The organism is Novosphingobium sp., assembly GCF_965214355.1.
Taxonomy (GTDB): Bacteria; Pseudomonadota; Alphaproteobacteria; order Sphingomonadales; family Sphingomonadaceae; genus Novosphingobium.
On sequence record NZ_CBDCBI010000002.1, the window covers coordinates 2242322 to 2256696 of the forward strand.

General features: G+C 63.4%; 16 protein-coding genes. 7 read left to right on the top strand and 9 right to left on the bottom strand.

Annotation, left to right across the window (positions count from 1 at the left end; translation table 11 throughout):
- Position 1: 1 nt before the first annotated feature.
- The 5 genes from ACOOE2_RS10605 to ACOOE2_RS10625 form a co-directional block, all read right to left on the bottom strand.
- Positions 2-1519: an NAD(P)(+) transhydrogenase (Re/Si-specific) subunit beta gene (locus tag ACOOE2_RS10605; RefSeq protein ID WP_420382972.1), complete on the bottom strand. Its 1518-nt coding sequence runs from the start codon at positions 1517-1519 to the stop codon at positions 2-4.
- Entirely contained in the window at positions 1519-1803 is a 285-nt protein-coding gene (locus ACOOE2_RS10610) for a proton-translocating transhydrogenase family protein (protein WP_420382973.1), read from the bottom strand. The genes ACOOE2_RS10605 and ACOOE2_RS10610 overlap by 1 nt, the downstream gene beginning before the upstream one ends.
- A gap of 1 nt (position 1804) precedes the next feature.
- Entirely contained in the window at positions 1805-2149 is a 345-nt protein-coding gene (locus ACOOE2_RS10615; protein WP_420382974.1) for an endonuclease domain-containing protein, read from the bottom strand.
- A 104-nt stretch (positions 2150-2253) separates the two neighbouring features.
- Positions 2254-3372: an NAD(P) transhydrogenase subunit alpha gene (locus ACOOE2_RS10620; RefSeq protein WP_420384593.1), complete on the bottom strand. Its 1119-nt coding sequence runs from the start codon at positions 3370-3372 to the stop codon at positions 2254-2256.
- A gap of 22 nt (positions 3373-3394) precedes the next feature.
- Entirely contained in the window at positions 3395-3517 is a 123-nt protein-coding gene (locus ACOOE2_RS10625) for an aa3-type cytochrome c oxidase subunit IV (protein WP_420382975.1), read from the bottom strand.
- A 193-nt stretch (positions 3518-3710) separates the two neighbouring features.
- Here ACOOE2_RS10625 and ACOOE2_RS10630 point away from each other — a divergent pair, with 193 nt between their 5' ends.
- Positions 3711-5141, top strand: a complete 1431-nt coding sequence (locus ACOOE2_RS10630) for a sigma-54-dependent transcriptional regulator (RefSeq protein WP_420382976.1) — start codon at positions 3711-3713, stop codon at positions 5139-5141.
- Between the two features lie 77 nt (positions 5142-5218).
- Here ACOOE2_RS10630 and ACOOE2_RS10635 read toward each other — a convergent pair whose 3' ends face one another.
- From ACOOE2_RS10635 to ACOOE2_RS10650, 4 genes are all read right to left on the bottom strand, one after another.
- Entirely contained in the window at positions 5219-5602 is a 384-nt protein-coding gene (locus ACOOE2_RS10635) for a pentapeptide repeat-containing protein (protein WP_420382977.1), read from the bottom strand.
- 24 nt (positions 5603-5626) lie between these two features.
- A complete protein-coding gene (folP, locus tag ACOOE2_RS10640; RefSeq protein ID WP_420382978.1) occupies positions 5627-6724 on the bottom strand; it encodes a dihydropteroate synthase in 1098 nt (365 codons plus the stop codon).
- Positions 6725-6772: 48 nt separating this feature from the next.
- Positions 6773-7912 (bottom strand): site-specific DNA-methyltransferase, encoded by a 1140-nt coding sequence (locus tag ACOOE2_RS10645; protein WP_420382979.1) that lies wholly within the window; start codon positions 7910-7912, stop codon positions 6773-6775.
- A gap of 111 nt (positions 7913-8023) precedes the next feature.
- Positions 8024-8641 (bottom strand): ribonuclease HII, encoded by a 618-nt coding sequence (locus ACOOE2_RS10650; RefSeq protein ID WP_420382980.1) that lies wholly within the window; start codon positions 8639-8641, stop codon positions 8024-8026.
- 65 nt (positions 8642-8706) lie between these two features.
- On the opposite strand from ACOOE2_RS10650, the gene ACOOE2_RS10655 reads away from it, so the two are divergent.
- The 6 genes from ACOOE2_RS10655 (at position 8707) to ACOOE2_RS10680 (ending at position 14375) form a co-directional block, all read left to right on the top strand.
- Positions 8707-9387 (top strand): pyrimidine 5'-nucleotidase, encoded by a 681-nt coding sequence (locus ACOOE2_RS10655; RefSeq protein WP_420382981.1) that lies wholly within the window; start codon positions 8707-8709, stop codon positions 9385-9387.
- Positions 9388-9571: 184 nt separating this feature from the next.
- Entirely contained in the window at positions 9572-10408 is an 837-nt protein-coding gene (gene dapD, locus ACOOE2_RS10660) for a 2,3,4,5-tetrahydropyridine-2,6-dicarboxylate N-succinyltransferase (RefSeq protein WP_420382982.1), read from the top strand.
- A 213-nt stretch (positions 10409-10621) separates the two neighbouring features.
- Positions 10622-10909, top strand: a complete 288-nt coding sequence (locus ACOOE2_RS10665; protein ID WP_420382983.1) for a hypothetical protein — start codon at positions 10622-10624, stop codon at positions 10907-10909.
- Positions 10910-11060: 151 nt separating this feature from the next.
- Positions 11061-12254 (top strand): lycopene beta-cyclase CrtY, encoded by a 1194-nt coding sequence (gene crtY, locus ACOOE2_RS10670; protein ID WP_420382984.1) that lies wholly within the window; start codon positions 11061-11063, stop codon positions 12252-12254.
- Between the two features lie 64 nt (positions 12255-12318).
- The gene (locus tag ACOOE2_RS10675) at positions 12319-13797 is read left to right on the top strand and encodes a phytoene desaturase (protein ID WP_420382985.1); all 1479 of its coding nucleotides are present in this window, start codon (positions 12319-12321) and stop codon (positions 13795-13797) included.
- The gene (locus ACOOE2_RS10680) at positions 13794-14375 is read left to right on the top strand and encodes a TIGR00730 family Rossman fold protein (protein WP_420382986.1); all 582 of its coding nucleotides are present in this window, start codon (positions 13794-13796) and stop codon (positions 14373-14375) included. Before ACOOE2_RS10675 ends, ACOOE2_RS10680 begins: the two co-directional genes overlap by 4 nt.

The following is a 14375-nucleotide window of genomic DNA, read 5'->3' on the forward strand; positions in this document are numbered from 1 at the left end:
ATCAGTGCGCGAGCGCCTTGACGATATCCTCGACCATCTTCTTGGCGTCGGCGAGCAGCATCATCGTCTGGTCCATGTAGAACACATCGTTGTCGACCCCGGCATAGCCGACCCCGCCCATCGAGCGCTTGACGAAGAAGATCGTCTTGGCCTTGTCGACATCAAACACCGGCATGCCGTAGATCGGCGAGGATTTGTCGGTCTTGGCCGCCGGATTGACGACATCGTTGGCGCCGATGATGAACGCGACATCGGCCTGCGCAAATTCGCCGTTGATGTCTTCCAGCTCGAACACTTCGTCATAAGGCACATTGGCCTCGGCCAGCAGCACGTTCATATGCCCGGGCATGCGCCCCGCGACCGGGTGGATCGCGTATTTCACATTGACTCCGCCGGCCTTCAGCTGGTCGCCCATTTCGCGCAGGACATGCTGCGCCTGGCTGACCGCCATGCCGTAGCCGGGGATGATGATAACCGTCTCGGCCTCTTTCATGATATAGGCCGCGTCTTCGGCGCTGCCGCGTTTCCACGGCCGCTGTTCGCGTGCCGGGCCACTGTTGCCGCCGGTATCCGCCCCGAACCCGCCCGCGATCACCGATATGAACGAGCGATTCATCGCCTTGCACATGATGTACGACAGGATCGCGCCCGATGATCCGACCAGCGCGCCGGTGATGATCATCGCGGTGTTGTGCAACGTAAAGCCCATCGCGGCCGCCGCCCAGCCCGAATAGGAATTGAGCATCGACACCACGACCGGCATGTCGGCCCCGCCGATCGGAATGATCAGCAGGAACCCGATGACGAACGCCAGCGCGGTGATCGCGGCGATCACCCACAGCGACTGATCCTGGGTAAAGTACGCAACCAGGCCGGCAATCAGGGCCAACGTGGCCAGATTGATCACATGGCGGCCCGGCAGCATGATCGCCGCGCCGCTCATCTTGCCCGCCAGTTTCAGGAACGCGATGATCGATCCCGAAAACGTGATTGCGCCGATCGCAATGCCCAGGCCCATCTCGATGCAGCTTTGCATGTGCAGATGCACGCCGCCGCCTTGTGCGGCGATGCCATGTGCAAGTTGCGCATAGGCTTCGGTGTAGACCGGCGTTTCAAACGCCGTCGGTGCGTCGGGCACCGGGGCCAGCGCGGCGGCGAGTTCGGCAATGCCGAACGCCTGCGGATTGAGGTACGCCGCCCAGCCCACCAGCACCGCGGCCAGCCCGACGAGCGAATGGAACGCGGCCACCAGCTGCGGCATGTCGGTCATCTTGATCCGCCGCGCGGTCACAAACCCGATGCCCCCGCCGATCGCGATCGCGCCGATGATTTCGGGCAGGCTGGCAAAGTTGTGCGTGACCAGCGTCGTGACGACCGCGATCGTCATGCCGATCATGCCATAGCGATTGCCCGCGCGCGATGTCGCCGGGCTCGACAGCCCGCGCAACGCCATGATGAACAGCACGCCCGCGATCAGATAGGCCAGCGCGACCCAGGCGGATGAAGCCTCGGGCGCCATCACTTCTTGTCCTTCTTTTTATACATCGCCAGCATGCGCTCGGTCACCGCAAACCCGCCGAAGATGTTGACACTGGCCAGCACGATCGCCCCCAGCCCCAGCCATTTCGACACGACCGATCCATCCGCCGCCCCCGCGATCAGCGCGCCGACGACAATCACCGACGAAATCGCATTGGTCACCGCCATAAGCGGCGTGTGCAGCGCCGGCGTCACCGACCAGACCACGTAATACCCGACAAAACAGGCCATCACGAAAATCGACAAAACCGACACAAATTCCATCTTAATCCTCCCCGGCACGGGGAGGGGGACCGCCCGCAGGGTGGTGGAGGGGCAGTGCCCCAAACGCCACGACCTCGGCTGTCACCCCAACCGCGTTTGCAATCACCCGCGCCGCAGCGACCCGCAGAACGCGATATCCGTTATCGTTTATATACTTCGTTCTGATTTGATCCTGCGCCGCCCGACCTTCGATGTCATGCGCAAAGCCGTCGACCTCGACAGCGAAGCGGTGCGACATGCAGCAGAAATCCACCACGTACGGTCCGATTGGATGCTGGCGGCGGAATTTGAGCCCGTTTGGGCGTTGGCGCAGCTGCTGCCACAGCATGTTTTCCGGCAGCGTCATCGCTTTGCGTAGGGTTCTTGCTCTGTATACCGCGGGGCGTTGCGTTTGGGGCAACGCCCCTCCACCACCCTTCGGGCGGTCCCCCTCCCCGTTCCGGGGAGGATTCATTGGGTCAATCTTTCGTGGACTACTTTACCACCCTGGGTCAGGCGGATCGCGGTGCCGATTTCGTCGTCCAGTACCGGGCGCCATGTGTCCTTGTCCCAGAACGCAGCGATGAAATTGTACAGGTTGCGCGAATACAGCGCCGATGTGTCGGCTGGCAATTGCGCGGGCGTGTTGCTGTAGCCGACGATCTTTACCCCGTGCCGCTCGACCACCTGGTCGGGCACCGATCCTTCGACATTGCCGCCTTGGGCCACCGCCAGGTCATAGATCACGCTGCCGGGCTTCATCGTGGCAATCTGCGCATCGGTGATCAAACGCGGCGCAGCGCGGCCGGGGATCAGCGCGGTGGTGATCACGATGTCCTGCTTGGCGATATGGCTGGAGACCAACTCGGCTTGCGCCGTCTGGTATTCGGCGCTCATCTCGGTGGCATAGCCGCCGGCGCCTTCGCCCTCGATGCCTTTGACGCTTTCGACAAAGATCGGCTTGGCGCCCAGCGACTGGATCTGTTCCCTGGTCGCCGAACGCACGTCGGTGGCCGACACTTGCCCGCCCAGGCGACGCGCGGTCGCGATCGCCTGCAACCCGGCAACGCCCACGCCCATCACGAACACCTTGGCCGCGCTGACCGTGCCGGCCGCGGTCATCATCATCGGAAACGCGCGGCCATACAGGTTCGCCGCGATCAGCACCGCCTTGTAACCCGACAGGTTGGCCTGGCTCGACAGGATGTCCATCGATTGCGCGCGGGTTATACGCGGCATGAATTCCATAGCGAGCGCTTCGAAACCGGCAGCGGCATAGGCAGCGACGCGCGGCCTTTGCGCAAACGGATCATGCCCGGCCACGATCCACGCGCCCGGTTTTGCCCCAGCCAACAGGTCGGCATCGGGCCCCTGCACCCCGAACACGATGTCGGCGCCGGCCGCTGCATCGCTTTGCGCGATCCGCGCGCCCGCGGCCGCATAGTCCGCATCGGCAAACGCTGCGGCAACGCCGGCCCCTGCCTCAACTGTCACCGAGGCGCCCAGAGCGATCAGTTTCTTCACCGTCTCGGGCGTTGCCGAAACGCGGGTCTCTCCTGCCGCCCGCTCACGCAGGACGGCGATCACCAAGGGACTGGCCACGCGCTCTCGTTCAGTGAATCAGGAAGATGACGAATGCGACGATCACGACGATCACCGGTACCGAGACTTTGATCATGCTGACAAAGCCTTCGTACGTCGAGCGAGCCGCTTTGATGTCGTTTGCCGGTGTCATGTCGTAACCCCTGATTATCATGCCGTCGTCTGTCGCCGCCGTGCCCCTGCACTTGCGGCACACTACGCTCTAACGAGCCTCACGCACTTGCTCAAGCAGCAACAAACGCGCCAAGGCCCGCTTTGAGGCTTTAATCCGTTTTTCACCCAATCCGCGTATCGCTTGGTTTCCTGAGAAATACGACGGATCGCGAATGTCTGACACCGAAGATCGCCTGCTGATGCTGATCGACGATGAACCGGCCCAGATCCGGCTCGTTTCCGCGCTCGCTGCGCGCGAAGGCTGGCGCACAGTTGTCGCGCGTGATTCGGAAACCGCGATCGCCATGCTCGGCACGCGCCAGGGTATGCGCCTGGGTGCGATCATTCTCGACCAGTGGGTTCCGGGCGACGAAGCCTGTCAGTTGATTTCCGAATTGAAAGCGCGCCGGCCGGCGCTCCCGATCCTGATGCTGACCACGAGCGCCTCGCCGCTGCTCGCGGTCGAGGCCATGCGCGCAGGCGCCACCGATTACCTGATCAAGCCGGTCGCGCCCGATCGCCTGGTCTCTGCGCTGCGCGCTGCGACTGCGCCCGAAATCCAGAGTGCGGACCAGAATTCCGAACTGCACCCGCTCACCGAAAAACTGGGCGCAGCGCTCGATTTTGATTCGATGATCGGCGCGGCGTCGTCATTCCGCACTGCGCTGGCCATTGCCGCCAAGGCTGCGCGCACGCATGCCCACGTTTTGATCGAGGGCGAACATGGCACCGGCAAGGAAATGCTGGTGCGCGCAATGCATGCGGCAAGCCCGCGCGCAAAATTGCCGCTGCGCCTGATCAATGCCGGTGGCATTCCGCCGAACCAGATTGAATCGGTGCTGTTCGGCCATGAAAAAGGCGCATTTGCCGGCGCGTTCGACCGTCATGTGGGCGCGTTGCAGCACGCCGATGGCGGCACGCTGGTGATCGACGAGATCGACCGCCTGCCGCTCAGTGTCCAGGCGCGGCTGATCCAGTTCATCGATCGCGGCGATGTGCAGCCGATCGGGGCGCGGCATTCTTTCCGGCTCGATGTGCGGATGGTGGTGTGCAGCAATGCGCCGCTGAAGGATCTGGTTGAAGGCGGGTTGTTCGACGCAGAATTGCTGGCCAAGCTGGCCACCAACCAGGTGCGTGTGCCTTCGTTGCGCGAGCGACCCGGTGATATTCCAGCACTTGCCCGCCATTTTCTGGCGCGGATCGGCGAACAGCCGGGCTTGCGTCCGCTGGGGATTACCGATGGCGCGCTGGCGCTGCTCGGCGCGTACGACTGGCCGGGCAATGTCCGCCAGTTGCAGGCAACGCTGTTCCGCGCGGCGGTGTTCTGCGACGGCGAAGCCCTGACCGCGCAGGATTTCCCGCGGCTGGCCAACATGGTCGGCGATACGGTGCGGATCCAGCAGCCGATCAGCGATGGCGCGGGTGTGGTGCTGTTCGGGCCCGATGGCAATCTGCGCCCGCTGGAAGATATCGAGGCGGATGTCATCCGCCTGGCGATCGGGCATTACCGGGGCCGCATGACCGAAGTCGCGCGGCGCCTCGGCATCGGACGCTCGACGCTGTACCGCAAGCTGTCGGAACTCGGGATCGACAACGCGGCGTAAGGTGTGGGCGCTAATATAAAGGCGAAAACTGACAACACCCGCATTGGAATTGGGGACAGAGTGGCAACCAGCTACCCCTACCCCTGCTTCGCAGCAATCAGCGCCTGGATGTCATGGCCCATGATCGTCAGGCCCTCGATATTCGCATCGTCGATGACCACGCCGGACAGATTGATGTCCCTGAATTTCGCACGCTGCAGGTTGACGTTCGTAAAGACGGTGTCGGACATGTCGACGTCATCAATCGTCGCATATTGTAGCGTGGACCGTTGCACTGCCGCGCGCTGGGCGTTGATCTGATCGAGTTTCATGCTGGACAGATCGAGATCGGTGAACCGGGCGCGGGTCATCGTAGTGTTCACGAAAGAACCGCCCTCCATGTTCACATCGTCGAATGTCACATCGGCCATCGCGCAGGCCTGAAACACCGTGCCGCGAAAATCTTCGTCATCGATGATCATGGTCTTCTCCGAGGAGTTGGGCCGTCAGTCGGCCATCTGGCTGAAATCGGTAAGCGCCGCATCGCGCAAGCCCCGCCATACCTGCAAGGCCTGCACTGTTTCGGGCACATCATGCACCCGGATCATATGTATGCCGCAACCCGCCGCATGCAAGGCCAGCGCCAGCGAACCCGGCATCCGTTTGTGCGCCGGCACTTCGCCTGCCAGTGCGCCGACCATGCGCTTGCGACTGGCGCCGAACACGATCGGCTGGCCGAGCGCATGAAACAACGGCAGCGCGTTGATGAGCAACAGGTTTTCAGCAAGCGTCTTGCCGAAACCGATACCCGGATCGAGCAGGATCCTGTCCCGCGCGATCCCCGCCGCCAGCGCCGCATCGCGCCGTGCGCGCAAGGCGTCGAACACGTCGAGCACGACATCGCGATAGCTGCCATCGGCGTGAAGGTCGCTGGCATCGCCCGGCGCATGCATCAGCACGACCGGCGCGCCACTTTGCGCAACCAGCGGCGCGGTGCGCGGATCATGGCGCAACGCCGAGACATCGTTGACGATATGCGCCCCCGCCGTCAGCGCGGCGGCTATTACGCTCGCGCGCCGGCTGTCGATCGAGATGGCGACACCGGCCTGCGCCAGCGCCGCGATCACCGGCACCACGCGCTTTTCCTCGTCACCTTCCCACACCGCCGCCGCGCCGGGGCGGGTGGATTCGCCGCCGACATCGATCAGCGCCGCACCGGCTTCGAGCATCGCATGCGCGTGTTCGAGCGCGGCGTCGGGCTTGTCGAGAAATTTGCCGCCATCGGAAAAACTGTCGGGCGTAACATTCAGGACGCCCATCACCAGCGGCTGATCGATGCGCAGCGTGCGCGTGCCGCATACGATCGGCGCATGGACGCGCGCCAGGTCCGCCCATTGCTCTTGCGCCTCGGGCAGCGCGGCAATCGCGCCGGGCACATCGCGCGCGCCAAGCCTTGCGCGCGACACGATGCGCCCGTCCTTGCGCCGGATCAGCGCGAAACGGCTGGCCCAGACCAGCGTTCCGCCCAGGCGGATCGCTGCGCCGTCCTCGCTCTGCGGGCTCTGCGCCAGCGCGATCGGGCGCAGATATACCGTTTCAGTCACAGTGACGCAGTCCGCACATCAACCAGGCCGCACATCCACGTCATCCGCTCAATCCTCGGTCGCAAGCAGGTACAACTGCCGCAACGCGTCGATCGGCTTTACCTCGCCCTCGTGCATCACATGCCAGAATGTCCAGCCGTTGCACGATGGCGCGCCCTGCAGCCGTGCGCCGATACCGTGGATCGACCCCGGCTCGCCGCCGGCATCGATCGAACCATCGGCACGCACTGTTGCAAGATGGCGCCCCTTGCGATCGGCCAATTGCGCGCCCGGCGCTATCCAGCCCGATTCCACCAGCTGGCCAAACGCGACACGCGGCGCGGTCTTGCGGCTCTGCATCGTTTTCAGCGCGGATTCGTCCAGCGGCAGCGCCATCGCGATGCGTTCCTGCGCGACTGCGATGTAGGCAGCTTCGCGTTCGCACCCGATCCAGTTGCGCCCCAGGCGTTTGGCCACGGCCCCCGTGGTACCCGTGCCGAAAAACGGATCGAGCACGACATCGCCGGCATTGGTCGTGGCCAGCAGCACACGATACAACAGCGCCTCCGGCTTTTGTGTCGGGTGGGCTTTTACGCCATCCTTGCGAATGCGTTCCGCGCCCGAGCAGATCGGCAGCACCCAGTCGGAGCGCATCTGCAATTCGTCGTTGAGCGTTTTCATCGCGCGATAGTTGAACGTGTAGCGCGCCTTTTCGCTCTTGGCGGCCCAGATCAGCGTTTCGTGCGCATTGGTAAACCGCGTGCCCTTGAAATTGGGCATCGGGTTCGCCTTGCGCCAGACGATATCGTTGAGGATCCAGAAACCCATGTCCTGCAGCATCGCGCCGACGCGAAAGATGTTGTGATAGCTGCCGATCACCCAGATCGAGCCATCGGGTTTGAGCAGGCGATGCGCCTGCGCCAGCCATTCGCGGGTGAATGCGTCATACGTGGCAAAGCTGGCGAATTTGTCCCAGTCGTTGGTCACGGCATCGACATGGCTGCCGTCGGGGCGCGCCAGATCGCCGCCCAGTTGCAGGTTGTACGGCGGATCGGCAAAGATCATGTCGATCGAAGCGCTGGGCAAGGCACGCATGTTTTCGACGCAATCGCCGCGCAGGATGGCGTTGACCGGCAGCAGCGCCGGCGCGGCCGGAGCCGTTTTGGGCCGTGCGCGGGGTGTCACGCGCTCTTTCAACAGGACTGCCATGACTATCGTCGCCTTTTATCTGCAAGACGCGATTCTGAATCATTGTGGACTCGCCGTCAAGCCTCGACTCGGCAGAAAAGCACGAGTCGTCCGCAATGCGGCAAGGCAGGCTCAGATCAGCAGCGCTTGCCTGACCGGGGCAAAACTGCGGCGATGCAGCGGACACGGGCCATGATCGCGCAGCGCGGCGAGGTGATGGGGTGTGCCATACCCTGCATTGCGCTCCCACCCGTAATGCGGCCAGTCGCGCGCGGCGGCATGCATCAGGGCGTCGCGATGCTGCTTGGCCAGGATCGACGCGGCGCTGATCGCGCGCTCGGTCGCATCGCCGCCGACAATCGCGCGCGCGGGCCATGCCCATTCCGCCACACGGCCCGCCGGGGTCAGATGGCCATCGACGAGCACCAGCGTGACCACACAGGCCCCGCGCGCCTGCACCAGCGACGCTACTGCCAGGGTCATCGCCTTCATCGTCGCGGCAAAGATGTTGATCCGGTCGATTTCCTCGACATCGACCACGCCGATGCCCCAATGACATGACTGGCGGATCAGCGGATCGAGCGAGGCGCGGCGCGCGGCAGACAACACCTTGGAATCGGCGAGACCTTCGGGCGCGCCGGGCCCCAGCACCACCGCGGCGGCAACCACCGGGCCGGCCAGCGGCCCTCGCCCGGCCTCATCGACGCCGATAATCAGGTCCGTTGCGGGTATCGTGGATGGACAGGACATGCCTGACGTCCCTATCGCGGTGGCACACCCCCGATCAACCCCCCTCAACGCCCGAGTCCCCAACCATGCCGTTCGATCCCCATAGCGTCGATTGCTGGATCTTCGATCTCGACAACACGCTCTATCCGTCCAGCGCCAATCTGTTCAGCCAGATCGACGTGCTGATGGGCAAGTTCATCACCGAATTGCTCGGGTGCGACCAAGCAGAGGCACGGCGCATCCAGAAGATGTATTTCCACGATCATGGTACGACGCTGGCCGGGCTGATGCATTTCCATACCGTCGAACCAGCCGAATTCCTGGCCTATGTCCATGACGTCGATATGAGCGTGCTCGATGCGGCGCCGCGCCTGGCCGATCGGTTGCGCGCGCTGCCCGGGCGGCGGCTGATCTTTACCAATGCCGATGCGACGTATGCCACGCGCGCGCTCGACCGGCTGGGCATTGCCGATTGTTTCGAAGGCATCTGGGATATCCAGGCGATGGAATACCGGCCCAAGCCCGAAGCGGGCGCGTATCTGGGCATGATCGACCATTTCGCCATCAACCCGACGCGCGCGGTCTTCATCGAGGATTCGGCCCGCAATCTGCCGCCCGCCAAGCGCCTGGGCATGCAGACTGTGTGGATCGACATGCAGACCGAATGGGGCGAGCAAGCCAAGGATGACAGCACGATCGACGTGAAGATCGACGACATGGCCGCCTGGCTTGATCAGGTGGTGGGCGAACTTGCCCGCAAGCCATAGCTGGGCTAGGCGCGCCGGAAAGCCCCTCCCCTTCAGGGGAGGGGTTGGGGTGGGGCCTCTCGGCTAAATCCGGCGATGCCGGGTGCGCTGCGGTTTCGCCGATAATGCACACTTGGCGAGTGGGGAAAGGCCCCACCCCCAGCCCCTCCCCTTAAGGGGAGGGGGGCAAGAAAAAGGAAATACCATGACCGACCAGCTCGCCAATGCCATCGAAGCCGCCTGGGACAAGCGCGCCGAGGTTACGCCGACAAGTGCGGATGTGCGCGGCGTGGTCGAAACCGCGCTGGGCCTGCTCGATGCGGGCAAGGCGCGCGTTGCGGAAAAGATCGACGGGACATGGGTGGTCAACCAGTGGTTGAAAAAGGCGGTGCTGCTGTCGTTCCGGCTGAATGACAACGCCCTGGTCGAACACGGCGCCGGCGGCGGCCCGGCGTTCGACAAGGTCCCATCCAAATTCGCCGGCTGGGACGAAGCCCGCTTTCGCGACGCCGGCTTTCGCGTGGTGCCCGGCGCGGTTGCGCGCCACGGCGCCTATATCGCCAAGGGTACGGTGCTGATGCCCAGCTTCGTCAACATCGGCGCCTATGTCGATGAAGGCACGATGGTCGACACCTGGGCCACGGTCGGATCGTGCGCACAGATCGGCAGGAACGTGCATATTTCAGGCGGGGTCGGCATCGGCGGCGTGCTCGAACCCTTGCAGGCCGGGCCGGTGATCATCGAAGATGGCGCGTTTATCGGCGCACGGTCGGAAGTGGCCGAAGGTGTGATCGTGGGCGAAGGCGCGGTGCTGTCGATGGGCGTGTTCCTGGGCGCATCGACCAAGATCATCGATCGCGCGACAGGCGAACTGCATATCGGCCGCGTTCCGCCTTATGCCGTGGTCGTGCCTGGCGCGCTGCCCGGCAAGCCGCTGCCCGATGGCGAACCCGGGCCGTCGCTGTATTGCGCGGTGATCGTGAAGACCGTCGATGCACAGACCCGCAGCAAAACCGGCATCAACGAACTCCTGCGCGACTGATCCTCTCCGACATGGGACGGATTTGCTGCGGTTGCACATAAAATTCTCAGGCGCATGATCGGGTTGTCCCCAGATAATACTTACAATTCAGGTGGCATGCATTTTTTGCAATCGCCGTAGCGCGCTTATCATTTGTTCTTTCGCAGATGCAGCATAAACCGGGATTCAGACGGGACGCCAGCGGGTGATCCCACAGGTTCAGGAGTATTCAACATGCTGAAGACCGTATTGATCGCCGCCACGCTGCTCGCTTCCGCCGCGCCTTCGCTCGCTCTGGCGGCAGCCGACGATGCCGGCAAATTCACGAACAAGGGCGTCGACTACAGCTACACGACCGAAGACAAAGGCGGCGACAAGGTCGTTCGCGGGACTGCATATGCCGGCAAGGTGCCGTTCGAACTGCACATCCACAAGAAGACCGTCACCGGCACGTTCAACAACAAGCCTGTCGAATTTGAGCTGAACGACGTGCAGAAGCTTGGCATCAACACCGCCAACTGATCACCGCTTGCGGACCGCTGGTCCAGCCAGAAAACGGGACCCCCGGCGCAGTGCGCGGGGGTCCCTTTTTTTGTGCAGGTGCCAGGCGACAATCGTTTCACTGCCAAAAGGGGCGGTTGCACCGCAGCCGCGTTGCCTCTAACCCCGGCGCATGGCCGCAGAACACCCGGATATCGCGATACTTGGCGGCGGATTGGCGGGCGGGTTGGTTGCGCTGGCCCTGGCGCGCTGGCGCCCCGATCTGTCGGTCATGCTGTTCGAGCGTGACACGACGCTGGGCGGAAATCATGTCTGGTCGTACTTTGCCACCGACCTGCCGCCGGATGGCGAAACGCTGATCGACCCGCTGGTCGATGCGACCTGGACCGGATACGACGTTCACTTTCCCGCCTATACGCGCACTCTGATGACGCCCTATCGCGCAACGACATCGCATCGGCTCGACCTTGTGCTGCGCGACGTTTTGCCCGGCACTGCGATCGTGACGGGCGCACACGTCAGCGCGTGCACGGCGAATTCCGTAACCCTGGCCGATGGGCAGCATTTCACGGCAGGCGCCGTGATCGATGCACGCGGCGTGCGGGACGTGTCGTCGCTGAACGGCGGTTGGCAGAAATTCCTGGGGCAACGGTTGAAACTGGCGCGGCCGCACAAACTGGCGCGGCCAATCGTGATGGACGCGACGGTCGAGCAGATCGACGGCTACCGTTTCGTCTATTGCCTGCCGTTTGCGCGCGACGAAGTCTTTGTCGAAGACACGTATTACTCCGATGACCCTGCGCTGGATCATGGCGCGCTGGCCGGGCGGATTGCCGATTATGCGCGCGCCAAGGGCTGGGATGTGCTGGGCGTGCTGGCGGAAGAACACGGCGTGCTGCCGGTGGTGGCAGGCGGCGATTTCGATCGCCTGCGCGCGGGGGCCGTGCACGGCGTTGCGCTGGCCGGAACGCGCGCCGGTCTGTTTCACCCGCTGACCAGCTATTCGTTGCCCGATGCGCTGCGCTTTGCGCTGGCGCTGGCTCGCTGGCCCGATCTGGGCCGTGCAGATCTTGCGCAGTTTGCCGAGGATTACGCGCGAAGCCATTGGAAACAGGCGTCGTATTATCGAACATTGAGCGCGATGCTGTTTGTCGCAGCCACGCCGGTTGAGCGCTATCGCGTGTTGCAACGATTTTACGGGCTTGCTCCACGGTTGATCGAGCGGTTCTATGCCGGGCAGTCATCTGCCATCGACAAAGTGCGGATTTTGTCCGGGCGTCCACCGGTCCCGATCGGTGCCGCGCTCGGCGTGCTGACCGGCCTTGGGCCGCAGGCTGGCCAATTAAACAACGGGGTTGCGGGATGATGTCACCAGCGCACATGAGTTCGGGCCACATGAATTCGGGCCACATGAATTTGAGTTTGCCGCGATGAAGCGCGCGTGTGTCATCGGCGCCGGGTTCGGCGGCCTCGCGCTGGCGATCCGCCTGCAGTCCGCAGGGATTGCCACCACCGTGATCGAGGCGCGCGACAAGCCCGGCGGGCGTGCCTATTACTGGGAACGCGACGGCTTTACGTTCGATGCCGGCCCGACCGTGATTACCGATCCGGCATGTCTCGAGGAGTTGTGGGCGCTGACCGGGCATCGCCTGGCCGACGATGTCGAACTGATGCCGGTCATGCCATTTTACCGGCTGAACTGGCCCGACGGGACGAATTTCGACTACTCGAACGACATGGTCAGCCTGCGCAGCGAGATCGCGAAGATAAATCCCCGTGATGTCGCAGGTTATGAGGAATTCCTCGACTATTCGGCAGGTGTCTATCAGGAGGGCTACGTCAAGCTGGGGTCGGTTGCGTTTCTCGATTTCGCCAGCATGATCAAGGCGGCGCCGGCGCTGATGCGCTATCAGGCCTGGCGGTCGGTCTATGCCATGGTGTCGAAATACATCGAGAGCGACAAACTGCGCGAGGCCTTCAGTTTTCACACCCTACTCGTCGGTGGCAATCCGATGACGACCAGCGCGATCTATGCGCTGATCCACAAGCTGGAAAAAGACGGCGGGGTGTGGTGGGCGAAAGGCGGCACCAACCGGCTTATCGCGGGAATGGTGCGCCATTTCGAACGGATCGGCGGCGAAGTGCGGATGGGTGATCCGGTCACGTGCATCGAGACGCTCGGCAACCGCGTAACCGGGGTCGTCGCGCAAAGCGGGTGGCAGGCCAATTTCGATGCCGTCGCCTCCAATGGCGATATCGTCCATACCTATCGCGACCTGATGCGCGACAACGCCTCGGCCGCGCGCCGCGCCAAGGCGTTGACGAAAAAGAAATTTTCGCCCAGCCTGTTCGTCGTGCATTTCGGCGTGACCGGCACCTGGCCAGGCATCGCGCACCACATGATCCTGTTCGGCCCGCGCTACAAAGGGCTGCTCGACGATATCTACACTTACGGCGTGCTGCCGCAGGATTTTTCGATCTACCTGCATCACCCCACCGTGACCGATCCGAGCATGGCGCCCGAAGGCATGAGCACATTCTATGCGCTGGTGCCGGTCGCCAATACGGGCAAGCTGCCGGTCGACTGGGCGGAAATCGGGCCTATCCTGGAAAAACGCGTGCTCGATGAAGTCGAACGCCGGCTGATCCCCGACCTGCACAGCCGCATCGTCACAAAATTTCACTACACCCCGGCCGATTTCACCGGCGATCTGTCGGCGCATCTGGGCAGCGCCTTCAGCCTGGAGCCGTTGCTGATGCAAAGCGCGTATTTCCGCGCACACAACCGCGACGAGGCCATCGGCAACATGTACCTGGTCGGTGCCGGCACGCACCCTGGCGCGGGTATTCCGGGCGTTGTCGGCAGCGCCAAGGCGACCGCAAAACTGATGGTCGAGGATCTGGCGTGAAACGGCTCGCGGTCTATTGCGGATCGGCCACGCCGGCAGACGAACGTTACATGATGCTGGCGCACGAAGTCGGTGCGACGCTGGCGCAACGTAACATCGCCCTGGTCTATGGCGGCGGCATGCGCGGATTGATGGGCGCGGTGGCGCAGGGCGCGCTCGATGCCGGGGGTGAAGTGATCGGGATCATCCCGGAGGCGCTGGCGGTCGCGGAAATCGCGCATCCTGGCTGCACCGAGCTGCGTGTCGTAACGGGCATGCACGAGCGCAAGCGTGCATTTGTCGATCTGTCCGACGGCTTCGTTACACTGCCCGGCGGCGTGGGCACGATGGACGAATTGTGGGAAGCGGTCAGCTGGGCGCAACTGGGTTATCACGCCAAACCGGTCGGGCTGCTGAATGCCTACGGGTTTTACGATCACCTGCTGGCGTTCAACGCGCATATGGTCGCAACCGGGTTCGTGCGTAAAAGTCACGCCGGCATCATCCTGGCCGAGACTGAAGTGGGCGCGTTGCTAAAGCGTATGGCTGCGCACGAACCGCATGTGCCGATTTTTGCGATGAACGCTGCGGACCTCTGA